Annotated in this window: 9 protein-coding genes; 1 reads left to right on the top strand and 8 read right to left on the bottom strand. The window is 50.1% G+C overall.

Translation table 11 applies throughout. From position 1 onward, the window contains the following. Window positions 1-473: 473 nt before the first annotated feature. Both M0R33_RS13665 and M0R33_RS13660 read right to left on the bottom strand, forming a co-directional pair. Entirely contained in the window at window positions 474-2,987 is a 2,514-nt protein-coding gene (locus tag M0R33_RS13665; RefSeq protein ID WP_292570078.1) for a plasma-membrane proton-efflux P-type ATPase, read from the bottom strand. Between the two features lie 76 nt (window positions 2,988-3,063). Then, on the bottom strand, window positions 3,064-3,645 hold the full coding sequence (locus M0R33_RS13660; RefSeq protein WP_292570075.1) for a DUF308 domain-containing protein: 582 nt from the start codon (window positions 3,643-3,645) through the stop codon (window positions 3,064-3,066). Window positions 3,646-4,387: 742 nt separating this feature from the next. Here M0R33_RS13660 and M0R33_RS13655 point away from each other — a divergent pair. Further along, on the top strand, window positions 4,388-6,298 hold the full coding sequence (locus M0R33_RS13655; protein WP_292570073.1) for a TIGR00341 family protein: 1,911 nt from the start codon (window positions 4,388-4,390) through the stop codon (window positions 6,296-6,298). Between the two features lie 207 nt (window positions 6,299-6,505). Here the strand turns inward: M0R33_RS13655 and nhaD are convergent, their stop codons facing one another. The 6 genes from nhaD to M0R33_RS13625 form a co-directional block, all read right to left on the bottom strand. Continuing rightward, on the bottom strand, window positions 6,506-7,867 hold the full coding sequence (gene nhaD, locus M0R33_RS13650) for a sodium:proton antiporter NhaD (RefSeq protein ID WP_292570070.1): 1,362 nt from the start codon (window positions 7,865-7,867) through the stop codon (window positions 6,506-6,508). Between the two features lie 196 nt (window positions 7,868-8,063). Further along, entirely contained in the window at window positions 8,064-9,461 is a 1,398-nt protein-coding gene (locus M0R33_RS13645) for a heavy metal sensor histidine kinase (RefSeq protein WP_292570067.1), read from the bottom strand. Further along, window positions 9,442-10,113: a heavy metal response regulator transcription factor gene (locus M0R33_RS13640; protein WP_292570064.1), complete on the bottom strand. Its 672-nt coding sequence runs from the start codon at window positions 10,111-10,113 to the stop codon at window positions 9,442-9,444. The genes M0R33_RS13645 and M0R33_RS13640 overlap by 20 nt, the downstream gene beginning before the upstream one ends. Then, entirely contained in the window at window positions 10,101-13,223 is a 3,123-nt protein-coding gene (locus M0R33_RS13635; RefSeq protein WP_292570061.1) for an efflux RND transporter permease subunit, read from the bottom strand. Before M0R33_RS13635 ends, M0R33_RS13640 begins: the two co-directional genes overlap by 13 nt. After that, entirely contained in the window at window positions 13,223-14,287 is a 1,065-nt protein-coding gene (locus tag M0R33_RS13630; RefSeq protein ID WP_292570058.1) for an efflux RND transporter periplasmic adaptor subunit, read from the bottom strand. The genes M0R33_RS13635 and M0R33_RS13630 overlap by 1 nt, the downstream gene beginning before the upstream one ends. Continuing rightward, on the bottom strand, window positions 14,271-15,704 hold the full coding sequence (locus M0R33_RS13625) for a TolC family protein (RefSeq protein ID WP_292570055.1): 1,434 nt from the start codon (window positions 15,702-15,704) through the stop codon (window positions 14,271-14,273). The genes M0R33_RS13630 and M0R33_RS13625 overlap by 17 nt, the downstream gene beginning before the upstream one ends. Window positions 15,705-15,962 lie beyond the last annotated feature (258 nt).

Raw genomic sequence — 15,962 nt, 5'->3', positions numbered from 1 at the left:
CCAAAATTGCCTTCCAAATATCCCATTGAAGCCTTGCCCTGGCAGAATCCAAAACCGCTTGAGGAAGGTCCTGCTTCGTCGGTACGCAAGCCGCAATGATGATCGAGCGCCTCATACCGCCGGGCCGGTCGGTATGTCGAATTTCCGTGGCACGTCCAAACACGTTCCGCAGGCTTGCATCGAAGCAGGCCAAGCGACGCGTCTAATCGGGCTCCGCCTTTAAATTATACTCATTACCTTTCAAAACTCGGTTTTAAATTCTCCTTACCCCACCCTCTTCAGCAGGCGCGAGAAGTGCGGCACCGAAATTTGATCCGCGAATGATAGCTCTGTCGGCTTGGGTTCAAAATGATGCTGCAAGTAGTCTTAGATGATTGCTTCCGCCATCCGCCTCAAACTACCGACTCGATAACAATTCTTTGCATCCGGAAACGCTTCAATCGGATCACTCTGGGTAACCCGTGCATCCAGGTTCAACGAAAATGACTGTGTAACGAGCGATTCAACATACCTAGAAAACGACTGTGTTTGACTGTTTTACAGTCAAGCTGCCGGTAGACGCGTAATTTCATAAAATCTTCGACAAACACCCAAAATAGACAATACGCCCAAATCAAGCCCACATATTCCCAGGAAATCGAGGTGACAAACCAGCCAAAACCGGCGATGCAAGCCGCAACGATCTGAGTGCTGATAATCGCAAATAGCAGCAGTGGATTGGGAAATGGCTGAAACAGGAAACAATTGCGGGTACGAGCGACAAATAAAGTCAAATGCCCGGAAACCGCCAGCTTGAGAAAAATAATGGTTTGCAGCTGATCCAGACCGACGTGGAAGTGGTTTTTGGCAATGATCAACAGTAAAAAGGTTTCCGTGACGCCTAACACACCTAACACGGTGGCCAGGGTCAACACTTTGCGCATTTCCCAGCGCACGGGTGTCGGCGATAGCCAGGTATTATCCTTGGCGATGGTCAAAATGGGCAGGTCATTTAATAAGGCCAGCAGGATGATCATCACGGCTGTAATCGGATAAAAGTTGTAGATCAAAATCGCCGATACCATGAACAACATGATGCGGATGGTTTCGGTAATCCGGTAAATCGCGTAGGCATTCATGCGTTCGAAAATGCGCCGGGCCTCTTCAATAGCGTTAATAATCACGCTGAGCCCGGTACCGGTTAACACCAGATCGGCAGCCGCGCGGGCTGCATCGGTTGCCCCGGAAACAGCAATACCGACATCGGCCTGTTTCAAGGCCGGCGCATCATTAACGCCATCGCCGGTCATGCCCACCAGATGCTTATTAGCCTGCAGGTCTTTGACCAGCCAGTATTTATGTTCCGGAAATACTTGGGCAAAGCCGTCGGCCCGCTCGGCGCATTGCGCTACTTGATGGATAATATCCTCTTGATCCTTGGCTTTGATTAACTGCTCGGCCAATAAAATGTTTTGGCCTAAACCCAGCTCGCCGGCAATTTGCTTGGCAATGGCAATATTGTCGCCGGTGACCATTTTGATGTCGATGCCATGCTGTTTGGCTTCTTTGATGGTTTGGGCGGCATCTTCGCGTGGCGGGTCGAATAACGGCAACACCCCTAAAAACAGCCAGCGACCTCCGGCATCGGTTTTAGCCACCCCTAAAGCCCGATAACCTTTTAAGGCAAATTCGTTGACGACTTGGTCGGCATGATTTCGAATTTCAGCATCAGGGCTGCACAAATCCAAAATAACCTGTGTTGCGCCTTTGCTGACTTTAAAGGTTTGGCCCTGATCGGATTTTATGCTGGCTTCGGTACGTTTTTGCACCGGATCGAAAGGCACGAAATGGCTTTGCTGATAGGGCTTTAAGGCTTGGTCATTATTCAGTTGCTGCAAAATGGCGCCATCGATGGCGTCGGGATTTTCGCTGTCGGATGCCAGTGCCGCAGCCAGAATAATCGCTTGCTTATCGGTGCCGGTAAACATCACCGGTTCACCCAGGGTGAGTTTATTTTGGGTCAAGGTGCCGGTTTTATCGGAACAGAGAATATCCATGCCCGCCAATTCTTCGATAGCCTCAAGCCTGGAGACGATGGCTTTTAATTTGGCCAGCTTGATGGCGCCCACGGCCATAGTTACAGATAACACGGCGGGCAAGGCGACCGGTATCGACGCCACGGTTAAAATTAACGCAAACTGCACTAGCTCCATAATCGGCAATTGGCGTTCCAAGCCCACCAATACCAGTATCACTACCAATACCAGACTCATTAAAATCAGGTAGTCGCCGATGTTGATAACGGCTTTTTTAAAATGCGACACGGTTTCCGCCGAGCCCACCAGTTTTGCGGTTTTGCCGAAATAAGTATTTGCGCCGGTACTGGTAACCAGTCCCAGCATTTCACCTTGTTTGGCGATCGAGCTGGAGTAAATCAACTCGCCGATGTGTTTGTCCACGGGCAGGGACTCTCCGGTCAGAGCGGATTGATCGATAGTTAAATAATCGCCCTCCCACAAAACGATGTCGGCGGGCACTACATCACCCAAGCGAATTTTGACTTTATCGCCGGGCGCCAATTGCGCGGCGTCGACTTCCCGCCATTGGCCGTCGCGTAACACACGGGCTTTTAAGGCTAAATTCTTTTTTAACTGTTCGATGGCGTTGCCGGCTTGGTATTCCTGCCAAAAGCCGACGATGGCATTGAAAAAAAGCAAAATCAGGATGATGACTAAGTCGTCGGTATTGTGGGCAAAGGCCGATAAGACGGCGGCGATTTCTATCATCCAGGCGATTGGCCCCCAGAAATAGGATAGAAATTTAAGCAAAAGACTTCGGTGTTTTTCCTGAATGGTGTTGAGCCCGTAAAAACTCAGTCTGCTTTGTACATCCGCCGTGGACAAGCCTTTTGCATCGCAGGCCAGATACGTCAGCAGTGCTTCAGTGGTCATCGACTTGGCATGCTCTGCATCCAAAGGTGGGGGTAAGGTTTGCGATTCATTTTTCATAATAGATGACCTATTGTCATTTCAGAACAAACACACTAGCAATAACCGTTTACCGCTGGATCAGCGAATTTAGAAGCTATTGATAGGTTTTATGATGCAGGCTGATATTCACTAATGCGATACCGATAAAAATCATATTGATACCCACCAACAAACCCAGCACCCAAGTTGAACTGCCATGCCAGCCGACCCAAACGACAATCGCCAGGGCCAGCGATGTAATACCGGTCAGCAATAGTCCGCCCCAGCGGGCTAGCGGATAAACCATATAAGACAGATACACTTTTGCCATACCATCCAAGGCAAAAAAGATAGTCAGTAAAAAAGTCAGCGTCATGACGCCTTGCGTGGGTGCCGATATTAAAAAATAGCCGATCACAGCCTGCAAAATGCCGCTGGACAACCACAAGCTAAAGCCCGGCATCTTGACCATATTCAGGACTCTGATGACTTGAGCAACACCACCGACCAATAGCAACCAACCCAGCATCAGCTCAATGCCTATGCTAAATATTCCGGGAATAATAATTGCTGTGACACCCAAGGCGATAAAAAACAGCCCTTCTGCCAAGAATAACTGCCAATGCTCGCGTAGATTATTTTTTATCATTTGGCGAATTTCTTCCGGCTGCGGATGAATATTAAATTTTTCAGACATAATGTTTGTAATTGATTAGGCGAATATGAGTTGTAACCGGAAACCCATAAATTGAATCCGGCTATAATTCGATTGCAATCTTACCATTCATGCAATATATACATAATTCCCAACGAGCATGAAACAAAACAGAATCACTGTCTTTTATTTTTTTGTTTAGGTAATTTAAATTTCCTGTTTAAGTTTTTTAATTTTTTGTTGATTTGTACCTAAAAAAGATAACCTTTATATAGACGGCACACTTATAAACAGACAACCCTCCATACCGCCATAGCTTAATATTTCCGCCGGCTGGAGAGTAGCCTGCCTTAGCGACACCAACATAGTTCAACACCCGCCAATGCCGATTATTCCGCCGGCGGGGTGGTTTTACTTAAGCCATTTTCAAGCCAACTATCGCCAAATGAATTACACACTAGTTTTCAATTAGTTAGATATTAATCCTGCAGAGTAATCATTAAAAAACGGTTCGTATGAACCAAACCGTGTCTTCATTTGAACCACTTGGAGTATCTAAACTTCGTGTATTTAAGCGCTAGCCGATTCTTTTGCAGAACCTAGCTGCCGCCAGCGGGATTACGGACGGCATTTATGCTAATCGAGCGATTCAAATAACAAAACACCTGAACTGCCATTGAATACTAGGATTATTGGTGATTGATATTCAAACCAGTAAACTTGACTAATGAACTCAATTAAAGTATCAAATCACCCTATAAAACTTACAAAGGCGGAGTAAAAAATGGCAATTATCGATACAGGCTGGCTAATCCATAAGCCCGAACAAAAACATTTGCTATCCCATGCGTTGGATTGCGCCGAACATTTAGGAACCCAATTAGAAGCCGTGGATTTAGCCAGTTTTATCGCCGATGCGCCGAATTTTCTAGCTAAAACCGCAAATGTCGTCACCTTATTGGAAAGTACCGATCTGGGGGTGTTATTGCTATCCGCGCATCGGCACGACTTTAAGGTCGGGTTGCTGCCCGTGCATCCTAAATCCAAGGTGTGTCGCTTATTTCAGATACCCGCAAAAATAGAAGATGCCATGCCGATAGCCCTGGAAACCGAAAAAGGCGCGCGACTGGATTTGCTGTTGTGCAACGACGAAGTCGTGACTTGGCTAGTGAGCTTGGGTGATGTGCCGCTTATCGAATTACGCCATATGGCGGATAACCAAGCCTTATTATGGCAACGCATAAAGGCGGTACCGACCGATCTGCTGACATTGTTAAATATAAAACCGAAAGCAGTGGTTTTGACGACGGCAAAGGGCAATAAAGTAAAAACCGCAATCGCCGGTGCCTTGGTGATTGAAAACGACATCGAATCGCTAGCCGATCACTTTGCCAACGAAACCATACTCAATGCCAACGGTAAGCTATCCGCCGTACTGGTCGCACCGTCGTCCATCATGGATTATTTAAGCTTTTTCCTGACCTTTCTGTCACCTAACCCGCGTCTATCCAAGTCAATTGGCTATATTGAAACGACCAACCTGACACTGGAAAGTAACGAACTCATCCACTATTACATCGATGGCCAGCCGCGTAGCGCAACGCAACTGCAATTTAACATCATCGCCAAGGCCGTAACGGTAAAAGTGGGACAAAAGTTTGTGGTCGCGCCAGCAACGACGGACGCAAGCAAGGAAATCATCAAAATCAAAACCTTACCGCAACGCGAAGAGCATTTAACAACGCTCAAACAACATCTGCCCTTATTTTCCCTTGCCCAGGAGGAGGATTTTAAGGAGACCTTTCTGTTATTGAGAGAATACGCCTGCTTTTCGGTGCCGTTTGCCTTGCTAATGATGTTGAGCACCATGCTGGCTACCTTAGGTTTGTTTCTAAACAGCACGCCTGTCGTCATTGGTGCGATGATTTTAGCGCCGTTAATGGGACCATTGGTCTCCATGTCCATGGGCATTCTCCGCAACGATAACAAGCTGCTAATGGCCGCCTTACAAGTACTTGCCTTAGGCACGGGCGTGACCTTATTGGTCGCCGCAATCACCACGTTGTTTTTACCTTACGAACAAGCGACAAACGAGATATTGAGCCGCTTGCAACCCAATCTATTGGATTTGGGCGTCGCCGTTGTCTCCGGCATTGCCGCAGCCTATGCGCATGCCAGAGAAAGCATTCAAAAAAGCTTGCCGGGTGTTGCCGTAGCGGTCGCCTTGGTGCCGCCGGCCTGTGTGATGGGCGTAGGCATAGGCTGGTTCGACTGGAACATTATCAGCGGTGCCGGCTTATTGTTTTTAACCAACTTGGTAGGCATAACCCTGGCCGGTACTTTAACCTTTCTTTGCCTCGGATTTGCCCCGGTCATCAAGGTCAATAGAGGCCTTGGCTTTTCGGTGCTTTTGACAATTTTAATCAGCATCCCCTTGTATAAAACGCTAGAGAATACAGTGGTTTATCAGCGCATGGAAAAAAGCATCAGCACCAAAACCTATGAGATCAACGGTAAAACGCTGCTGCTTTCAGATGTTTCAGCAACGCCTGAGGGCGATAAAATCAAAATCTTGGGGCAGTTACACAGCTCCGAGCTACTTCTGGCTGACGATATCGCCGGCTTGAGAGATGTCATTGGCGAGCAATTGGATAAGTCGATCGTTTTGGACGTTTCGTTAAGATTGGTGCAATAGCTTTTAGCCATTAATCTCGATAGGGTATTTAAACAATAACTCCCCACTATCCAAGCGCGTCATGCCGGCATACCCTCTGGGGCACAACAAGTGGCTCTGCCGGAACGACGCTGTAAACCCCTCTCCCGCGAGGAGAGGGGCTTTTACGACAACCTCTGCAAGTGAATTGACTGATATCCAGCAAAAGTGCTGAAACCGTGAAAACTACTAACCATTGATAACATAATGCACAACGATGCTGGCTATATAACCCGCTGCAATGACAGGCGTCCATTTCAAGTGACTGAAAAATGTATATTTCTGGTTAGATTGCCCCATCAAAGCGACCCCGGCCGCGGAACCGACAGAGAATAACGAACCACCAACACCCGCAGTCAAGGTTATCAATAGCCATTGATATAAATCCATATCCAAATTCATGCTCAACACTGCAAACATAATTGGAATATTATCAATCACCGCCGAAATCACGCCCACCAGAATATTGGCAGTGGTGGCGCCCAAACCGTCGTACAAGGCTGCGGATAGTAATTCCAAATAACCGATATAACCCAGTCCCCCGATGGCAAACACCACCCCAAAGAAAAACAACAAGGTATCCCACTCGGCTGATTTTATTTTGCTAAAAATATCAAAACGCTCGCTGGCCTCTACGGTGTATCGCACTTTCAGGCTATAGCCATACAGCATCAGAACAGAAAGCCCTAACATCATGCCCATAAATGGCGGCAAATGCAGAAATTGCTTAAAACAAACCGCCGATACGATGGTTAATAAGAACAAACCACAAATTTGCAGGGCGCCGGGCTTTAATATAACCGCTACTTCATTGTTTGCCTTGGGTTGTAAGTCAGGGATGGCTTGTGCCATAAAAAATGCAGGCACGGCATAATTAACCACGGAAGGGATAAACAACTTAAAGAAATCGAAAAACTCGGCGTGACCGGCCTGCCAAACCATTAACGAAGTAATGTCGCCAAACGGGCAAAACGCGCCTCCCGCATTAGCAGCGACCACTATATTTACAAAACTGACTGACACGAACTTTTCGTTGTCGGCACCCACCGCCAATACCACCGCGCCTACCAACAATGCCGAGGTCAGGTTGTCGGCTACGGACGATAAAAAGAACGTAAGGATGCCGGTTATCCAAAACAATTGCTTGTAACCGAACTGTTTGCGGGTTAACCAAGATCGCAAGGCATCGAATACATTGCGCTCGGACATGGCATTGATATAGGTCATGGCCACCAGTAAAAACAACATCAGTGCGGCATATTCTTCTAAATCATGTTCGAAAGCCTTGAGTAATTCTTGATTCGACACACCTGCTTCTTTAGCTAATATCGCCACATGCCCCCAAATTACCGCCGCGGCAAATATCACGGGTTTGGATTTCCGCAGATGGGTAAATTCTTCCGTCATCACAAAGCCGTAAGCCACCACGAAAATCAAAACGGTGTAGATGCCTCGTTCAGTGCCGGTTAACCCTAGGTTATTTAAATCCTCCGCCATGGCTGTTTCCGGTAAAAAAAGCAAGCCTGCAAAGATCAACAGTAAGTGCAACATGATCATTTCCCCAATATCAATGTTTCGGACATTATTTATAAAAAACGTAATTATTCAGTCAAAACAGCGTAAAACAATCGTAGGCTGGATAAGTCAAGCGCATCCGGCGATCATGGTGGATGCGCATAGCGTATCCGCCCCACGCTTCACAATCGCTGAATAGTGACTAAAAAACAATGGCTATGTTTTAAAGAACTCATCCAACTGGCAAGGGGAATTTAACGGTAACGCTAGTCCCCTGCTTGACCGTACTATTGATCGTCACAGTACCACCATGCAGCTCTATGATGGATTTAACGATGGCCAAGCCCAAGCCGGTACCATGCATGCTACGTGCAGAATCGACCCGATAAAAGCGATCAAACAGCTTGGGCAAATGTTCGGCGGCAATCCCGCACCCCGAGTCTTGCACACGAATTTCCGCCGAACCGTCTTCAGCCTGCTTGATGGATAATTGGATGCGGCCGCCAATCGGGGTATAGGCAATGGCATTCAATAACAGATTGCTTAACACCCGTTTCAGCAATTGCGAGTCAGCATGCAAAAAGCCGTGACCCTGGCAAAGGAGTTGAATGTTTTTTTCCTCCGCCAAGCCTTCATGATAACTGCAGGCTGCTTCCAATTCGGCTCTGCCGTCCAACTGTTTGGTGCAAAGGGAAATTTCGGTGTTCTCGGCGCGGGCTAAAAATAGCAAGGTTTCCACAATGCGTGACAACCTTAGATATTCCTCCAGATTGGAGGCCAAAATCTCCTGATATTCCTCGCCGCTGCGTGGTTTGGCCAGTGCGACTTCGGTTTCTCCCATCAGGTTATTAATCGGCGTGCGCAACTCATGGGCCAGATCGGCGGAAAATTGATTGAGTTGATTAAAGGATTTAGCCAAGCGCTGCAACATTTCGTTAAATGCCGCGGCGACAGTAGATAATTCCGCCGGCCATCGCCTCGGCTCAAGTTGCTCATCCAACTGTGTAGCGGTGATGCCCCGTATGTGCCGGGTCATGTCTGTCAGTGGCTGCAAGCCGCGTCGAGCAACCAATAATCCCGCCACGCTGGAAAACAATAAGCCTATCAACAATGCGGCCAGTAAATTGCGGCCATGGGCCACCAGCAAGGCGGCTTCATGACTGGTATCCAAGGCAATTTGTATGATGTGTCGTGAGGGCGCGGTCGTATACACACTCATCAGCATCAAGGTGCGTCCATCAGGCAAGGTTTGTTTGCTCAGCTTTGCTTGCGCTACTTCCGTGGCTGCGGGGAATTGTGCTTTCGCCAACAGTGCGGATGCACCCGCTGTTTCGCTTAGCGGCTGGCCGTTTTCGCTGAATATTCTTGAGTAATATCGTCCCACCGGCAGATCAACGCCCTCGTTTTGCTCGGCGCTTAAATGCTCGCTATTCAGCGGTTGCTGTTGCAATACCGTTTGCAGCAGCTGGATTTCCTTTAGCAGAAACTGCTGATTATCTTGCGCGAAAGCGTCGACCAGAGTTTGATGCAAATACCAGCCGATCGAACATAAAATCACTGCCGCGGATAACACATATAAACATGTCAGCCTGGCCGTAATCGACCAGGGTTTAGCGCTGTTCCAACACATAGCCCATCCCACGCACGGTGTGCAGCAGCTTCTCGGCGAATGGGTCATCTATTTTTTGCCGCAGCCGGCGGATGGCTACATCGATGATGTTGGTATCGCTATCAAAATGAATATCCCAAATCTGTTCGGCGATCAAGGTGCGCGACAAGACTTCGCCCGGCCTTTGCAGGAAAAGTAATAGCAAGGCAAATTCCTTGGGGGATAAATCCAGCCGTTGCTCTTGCCGATAAGCCTTGTGACGGATCGGGTCCATGGTCAGATCGGCCAGGCTCAATTGCGTGGAAGGTCGCACCGGGCCGCGCCTTAAAATCGAACGTATCCGGGCCAGCAATTCCACAAAGGCAAACGGTTTCACCAGATAATCGTCCGCGCCCAGTTCCAGGCCTTTGACTTTATCTTCAAGATTGTCTTTTGCGGTCAGAAACAGCACCGGCGTTTGCTTGCCCTGCTCTCTTAGCGCCTGCAATACCGACCAGCCATCCCGTAGCGGCATCATCACATCCAGTAAAATCAAGTCAAACGCTATGTCGTTGGCTAACAGCAAGCCCTCTTCACCATCATGGCAAACATCGACAATAAAGCCTTGTTCGCTCAAGCCTTTTTGCAGGTAAGCGGCGGTTTTTTTCTCGTCTTCTACGATCAGGATGCGCATGGCTTTTGCTTAAATCGATGGTTAAGGCCGCGCAACACAAAATACACGGTCGGTGTGGCGACCAAGGACAGTAACACCGACAAGGTCAGCGCGCCGATCACGGCAATCGCCAGCGGTTTCAGCATGTCCGAACCGGCGCCTATGCCATAGGCCAGCGGTAACAAACCCAGGGCGGCAGCCAATGAGGTCATCAACACCGGTCGCAAGCGACGCATGCCCGATTCGGCCAGCGCCTCGGGCAAGTTTTTACCCTGAGATTCAAATTTATGCACCGAATCCAGCATCAAAATACCGTTTTTCGCCACCACGCCTATGCCTATGATGGCGCCCAGAATAGAAATAATATTCACCGAGGTGCCGGTCAAATACCAGGCCAGTACCGTGCCGCACATGGCCAACAATGAGCCGAACACAATGGCAATCGGCTCGTAAAAGCTGCGAAATTCTATCAACAACACGCTAAACACCAAAAATACCGCCGCCAACAATACCACCATTAAATTATGAAAAGACTCCTGCTGTTGCTGATACAGGCCGCCGTATTCCACCACGCCGCCGGGTAAGTCGGGGTCCTGGCTGAGTTTGGCCTTGATTTCGGCGATCGCGCTACCGAGATCGCGGTTTTCCAGGCGGGCGGACACAGCTACCAGTTGCCGCAAGTCTTCCCGATGCAATTCCAGTTGTCCCGGCTCGGTGACGATATCGGCAACTTGGGATAACTTGACGGTTCTGCCATCCAAGGAGCGTAACGGTAATTCGCGTAAATCGGCAATCTGTGCGGTGGCTGCATTATCCATTCTGACCCGGATATTAATGATGCGATCGCCCTCCAACACATACGAGGCTTTTTGGCCAAGCATGGCGGTACTGGCGGCCAGCGCCACGTCATTTACGCTTAAACCGAAGCGCTGCGCATCGGCATAGCGTACCCGTATGCTCAAGGATGGACCGGTGGTTTCCAGGCCATCGGCGGTATCCACCACGCCGCTAATTTTGCCCAACTCGGCTTCGATTTGCGGCGCCTTATGTTTCAGCCACTCGATATCGGTGGAAAATAATTTGATCTCGATGGGACGTGGCGACCAGGTCAAATCGCCGATCAAATCACCCAGAATGCCGGCAAATTCCCAATGCAAGCCAGGTACCGCGGCATTCAATTGCTGACGCAGGTCGGCGACGACTTCATCGGTTTTGCGTTGCCGTTTGGCTTTTAATTTCACTAAAAAATCGCCGCTGTGCGCTTGCGAAATACCCAATGCCAGCCTGGCGCCGGTGCGGCGTGAATAACCATCCAGCTCCGGCACGCTACGCAAAATTTCTTCAGCCTGCTTTAGCTGGCGGTCGGTCTCGCTCAAACTGGTACCCCACGGTGCGTGATAATCCAATACAAAGCCGCCTTCGTCCATAAAAGGCAGAAAATCGCTGTCCAAACGACTATATAGCCAGGCACCCAAGGCCAAAATCAACACACACCCCAGCAGCACTTTAGCGGCTTGTTGCAACGCAAACCGCAACAGCTGCCGATAGCCTTTGCTCAAGCGTTGCAACCAAACCATTGCCGGCTGATGTTGAGGATTGGGATTTGTGACTTCCGGCATCCACCAACCGGCTAATAAAGGAATCAGGGTGATGGCCAGCAGCAAGGATGTCAACAACGACACCACCATGGTTAATGCCAGGGCACGGAAAAAACTGCCGGCCACCCCGTCCAGAAAAGCCAACGGGATAAACACCACCACTGGTGTCAGCGTGGACGCCAACAAGGGACGAAAAATATCCGCAACCGCTTCCTGCACGGCGGTCAGGCGTTTGAGTCCGGCGCTGATTTTAGTATGCACCGCTTCCACCACCACAATGGCGTCATCGATAATCAAACCAATCGCGGCAGCAATACCGCCCAGCGTCATTAAATTAAACCCCAACCCCATCACCCGCAGGGCAAGCAAGGTGATTAATACCGTGGTCGGAATCACCACGGCGGCAATCAGGGTGGCGCCCCAGTTTTTCAGGAAAACGTACAAAATGGCGATAGCCAGCAACAGCCCTAAAATGATGGCTTCCCAAACGCTCTGTATGGAGTCGCCAACCAACAAGGACTGGTCGTAAAACACCTGGGCTTGTACATCCGCCGGCAAACTTTTTTTCAGCTCATCCAGTTCCCGGTGCAATTGCTTGGCGATGTCCAGCGTGCTGCCATCCGGTTGACTATAAATATTCAGCAAAACCGCATTCACCCCATCGGCGGTGACGATGTTAAATACCGGCTGCTCACCCCGTTCCACCCTGGCAAAGTCTTTGATTCTAATCGGATGCGCAGCCGGCGCGGTTGCGATAACGCCAGGTATTGGGGGTGTATTCCCCAGCACGGTGACGATCATATTTTCGATATCAGCCACCGAGTGCAGCCGGCCATCCACAACGGTTAGGAACAGCTTGTAATCTTCTTCCAGCATGCCGGTCGGGGCAATTTGATTGTTTTTGATTAAAGCATCGCTGATCTGACTCAGGCTGAGATGCAAGGCTTGTAAGCGCAGGGGATCGACGACCACCTGATATTCCGGCACCCGACCACCGACCAGACCGATACGGGCCACGCCGGGAATACGCAGCAAGCGCGGCTGCAAGTCATAGCGGGCGGTTTCCCAAAGTTGCGTCAGAGATTGATGGGGGCCGGTCAAACTCAAACCCAGCACCGGAAAAGCCGCAAAGGTCAAGCGCCATACCGCCGTGCTGGCCGTATTGGGTAGCGATTTCTGCACCACGCCCAAACGGCCCTGCACATACAGTTCCGCCTGTACCATATCGGTTTGCCAAGTAAAAAACACATTGATTTCCGCCGAACCGCGGCCGGTTTTCGAGCGTATGGCACGCACACCCGGAATGTCTTTCATGGCCTCTTCCACCGGACGGCTGATGGTCGCCATCATCTCGTTGGCGGGCATGACGCCGTTATCGACCAGGATCACCACGCGCGGAAAGTCGGTTTGCGGAAAAATGGCCGAAGGCATGCCCAGCGCCGCATAGGCCCCGGCCAAACATAAGGCCACACACAGAAAAGCAATGGCCAGGCCGTTTTCAGTGGCGAACGAACCTATCGTGAAGTTGCGCATTATTTCAGCACCCTAATCCGGGTTTTCGGCGGCAAACCATAAGCGCCCGAGCTGACCACCGTCATGCCTTCGTGCAAATCCTCAGCGGCTATTTCAATCAAATTGCCGTCGCGTAACCCAGGTTTGACCGCAACTTGTCTGGCATGATCGCCTTCGACCACCGCGATAACGCTGGAATCCATGCTATTGACCACGCTCGCTATGGGTACCGCCAAGCGATCGGGTCGCTCTTCCACCAGAATACGGGCAGTGACGAATTGTCCAGGTCTAAGCCCCGAGTCTGCCGCAACCGAGACGCGCACCACAACCGTGTCGGTCAAAGGATCGATCTGGCTGCCGACGAAAGTTACCCTACCCGAAAATGGCTGGGCCTGCGCTTGAGACGCTGCAGCGGTGTTGCTTTGCACGGTTTGATTTAATTGAATGCTGTCGGCTTCAGGGCTGGGCAGCTTTAGGGTAATGCTCAGACGTTGCAAATCGGTTAAATCCGCCAACACCGTATTGGGGTTGACCACCTCGCCGACTTTAAAATTAATAGCTGAAAGGGTGCCGCTCAACGGCGCCCTGATTTGCAACAATTCCCGCTGAGTTTGCATATTCAGCAAATCCTTGCGGGCGTTTTGCAGCAATTGCTGGGCTTCGTCGTACAATTTACGCGAGACATTATCCGTGGCAGCAAGCGCCTGTTTGCGGGCAAAATTCTTCTGGGCAAAGTCGACCGCCACTTCGGCTTTGGCAATCAAGGCGTCGCTGTTACGCGTGTCCAGCTGAAATAATAAATCGCCTTTTTTAACGGATTGGCCTTCCACGCAAAACACTTGCGCCAGCAATCCGCCGATGGGCGTAGCGATTTTAGAACTGGCAGCCGCTTTGCCCTGCATGGCGGGTGCCGGCTCCACCATGCCGTAAGCCGATACGTAACGATGTAGTGTAGTCTTGATGGTCTGGCCAACCTTAACCGCCACCTCGGTGGCAACTTGCGGTTCTTCGGCGGGCTTGGCGCCATCACAGCCGGCGATGCCGAACAGGCAGATAGCCACTATCAGGCTAAGGCGTGTTTTCATGCGGGCTTTTCCATAGGGCAGTATCGGCTATCGATTTTGCTGTCAGTGCGGAAGCAAGCGGATATCGCAAAGTGTCTTCCAGGGCATTCAGAGCCTGCTGGGTCTCTATCAGCACATTCAAACGGGCGGTTTCCGACACAATCCCTTCCAGCTCAGCGCTGAGCAATGCCAAGCTGTCCGTTTCGCCGGCCTGAAATAAAGCTTGGCTGGATTGCAGGTTATCCTGTTGTAGTCGGGTTTGCTTTTCCGCATCCTGCCATTTGGCAATCATGGCCGATAAGCCGGCCTGAGCACGATCGATATCACCTAAAATCCGCAATTGTAAGGCTTCAAAACGCACGGCCATTTCTTGCCGTTTGGCCTCTGCTTCGGCGATAGACCCCTGATTTTGATGAAACACCGGCAGTTGCAATGCGCTGGCGGCCAAGGTCCAATAATGCGCGCCTATATCCCAGGTATAGCCAGGGTTGGCCTGAATATTGGGATATTGATTGGCAATTTCGATCTGCAGCGCCGCTTGCGCCGCATTGTAATCAGCCAAGGCGGCCAAAAGATCCGGACGCTGTTTTAACGCAATATCCCTTAAAACCTGCACCGGTACGCCAGCCAAATCGGCGGGTATATCCAGTGCGGCAAAATCCAGTTCGACAGCCGCTAAGGACGATACCGGCACACCCATGGCATTGGCCAATAGTGCTCGGCTTTGGTTACGCCTTTTTTCAGCAGCACTGACATTCAGTTGCAATGCATTCGAAGCCAGTCTAGCCCGCATAACATCCAGCCTGGATAATTCACCAGCCGCTAATTGTTGCTCTAATCGTTGCGTCATGGCTTGTTGAATACCGAATTGCTGTTTCAACAACTGCTCGGATTGCCGGGCGGCAAAGACTTCCAGCATAGCTAGGCGTATCCGCCCGCGTACCAACCAGATACTATCAACTATGCGCAAATGGGCGGCATCGCTTAAGGCTTGGGCTTTTTGAATACGGTAATCGCGTTTGCCGGCCGTTTCGATGGGAATACTGAGCGAGCTACCGATAATCCAGGGCTGCGAAGCCGCCACGGCGTTGCTGATCCAGGTTGGTGACACGTTCAGAGTGGGATTAGGCCGTTGCCCGGCTGTAATGATACCCGCATCGACTGTATCCGCCTGAGCTCGAATCAACGCCATATCCTGGTTGTAATAAATCGCTGCCAGTGTCAGTTGATCGACATTCCAGCGCTTAAACGGCCAAAGAACTGCAGAACCCGATACGGTCTGCATAAACGTCTGTAGTTCGTGACTGGTTAGACTGCGTGCTTCGAGACGCATTTTAGACGCTGCAGGCTGTAATGGGCGGTCCTGAAATTCAACGCAGCCATTCAGCAATAAGCTGAGTAAACTCAATAGAAACAAAAAGGGCAATAATCGCTGCATGGCAAACAGGATAAGCTGTCAATCCAAACAACAGCATGACAGCAAGATTACAATCTTGTCAGATTGGTCGATCCGAAAAACCCGACCGCTGTCGACACCCCATTAGGCAGCAGTGCAAGCGAATGACGAATTTTTTACCTAAATATATTGCTGCCTGGAATGCCCTCTCCCGCTAAAGAGGATTGATGTAGGGGACTTATCCGACCCTATGCCGGCCGGCCATTGCGACGGCTGACACCTGCCTGTAGGGGCGGATTT

The organism is Methylomonas sp. (genome assembly GCF_023228165.1).
GTDB lineage: Bacteria > Pseudomonadota > Gammaproteobacteria > Methylococcales > Methylomonadaceae > Methylomonas.
The sequence above is the reverse complement of the archived record's forward strand: the minus strand, read 5'-3'. Positions and strand labels throughout refer to the sequence as shown.

Excerpts from the sequence above, each read along its gene's own strand:
- M0R33_RS13655 (WP_292570073.1), top strand. The coding sequence starts at position 4,388 with ATGGCAATTATCGATACAGGCTGGCTAATCCATAAGCCCGAACAAAAA.
- M0R33_RS13645 (WP_292570067.1), bottom strand. The coding sequence starts at position 9,461 with ATGTGTTGGAACAGCGCTAAACCCTGGTCGATTACGGCCAGGCTGACA.
- M0R33_RS13625 (WP_292570055.1), bottom strand. The coding sequence starts at position 15,704 with ATGCAGCGATTATTGCCCTTTTTGTTTCTATTGAGTTTACTCAGCTTA.
- M0R33_RS13640 (WP_292570064.1), bottom strand. The coding sequence starts at position 10,113 with ATGCGCATCCTGATCGTAGAAGACGAGAAAAAAACCGCCGCTTACCTG.
- M0R33_RS13635 (WP_292570061.1), bottom strand. The coding sequence starts at position 13,223 with ATGCGCAACTTCACGATAGGTTCGTTCGCCACTGAAAACGGCCTGGCC.
- nhaD (WP_292570070.1), bottom strand. The coding sequence starts at position 7,867 with ATGTTGCACTTACTGTTGATCTTTGCAGGCTTGCTTTTTTTACCGGAA.
- M0R33_RS13630 (WP_292570058.1), bottom strand. The coding sequence starts at position 14,287 with ATGAAAACACGCCTTAGCCTGATAGTGGCTATCTGCCTGTTCGGCATC.
- M0R33_RS13660 (WP_292570075.1), bottom strand. The coding sequence starts at position 3,645 with ATGTCTGAAAAATTTAATATTCATCCGCAGCCGGAAGAAATTCGCCAA.
- M0R33_RS13665 (WP_292570078.1), bottom strand. The coding sequence starts at position 2,987 with ATGAAAAATGAATCGCAAACCTTACCCCCACCTTTGGATGCAGAGCAT.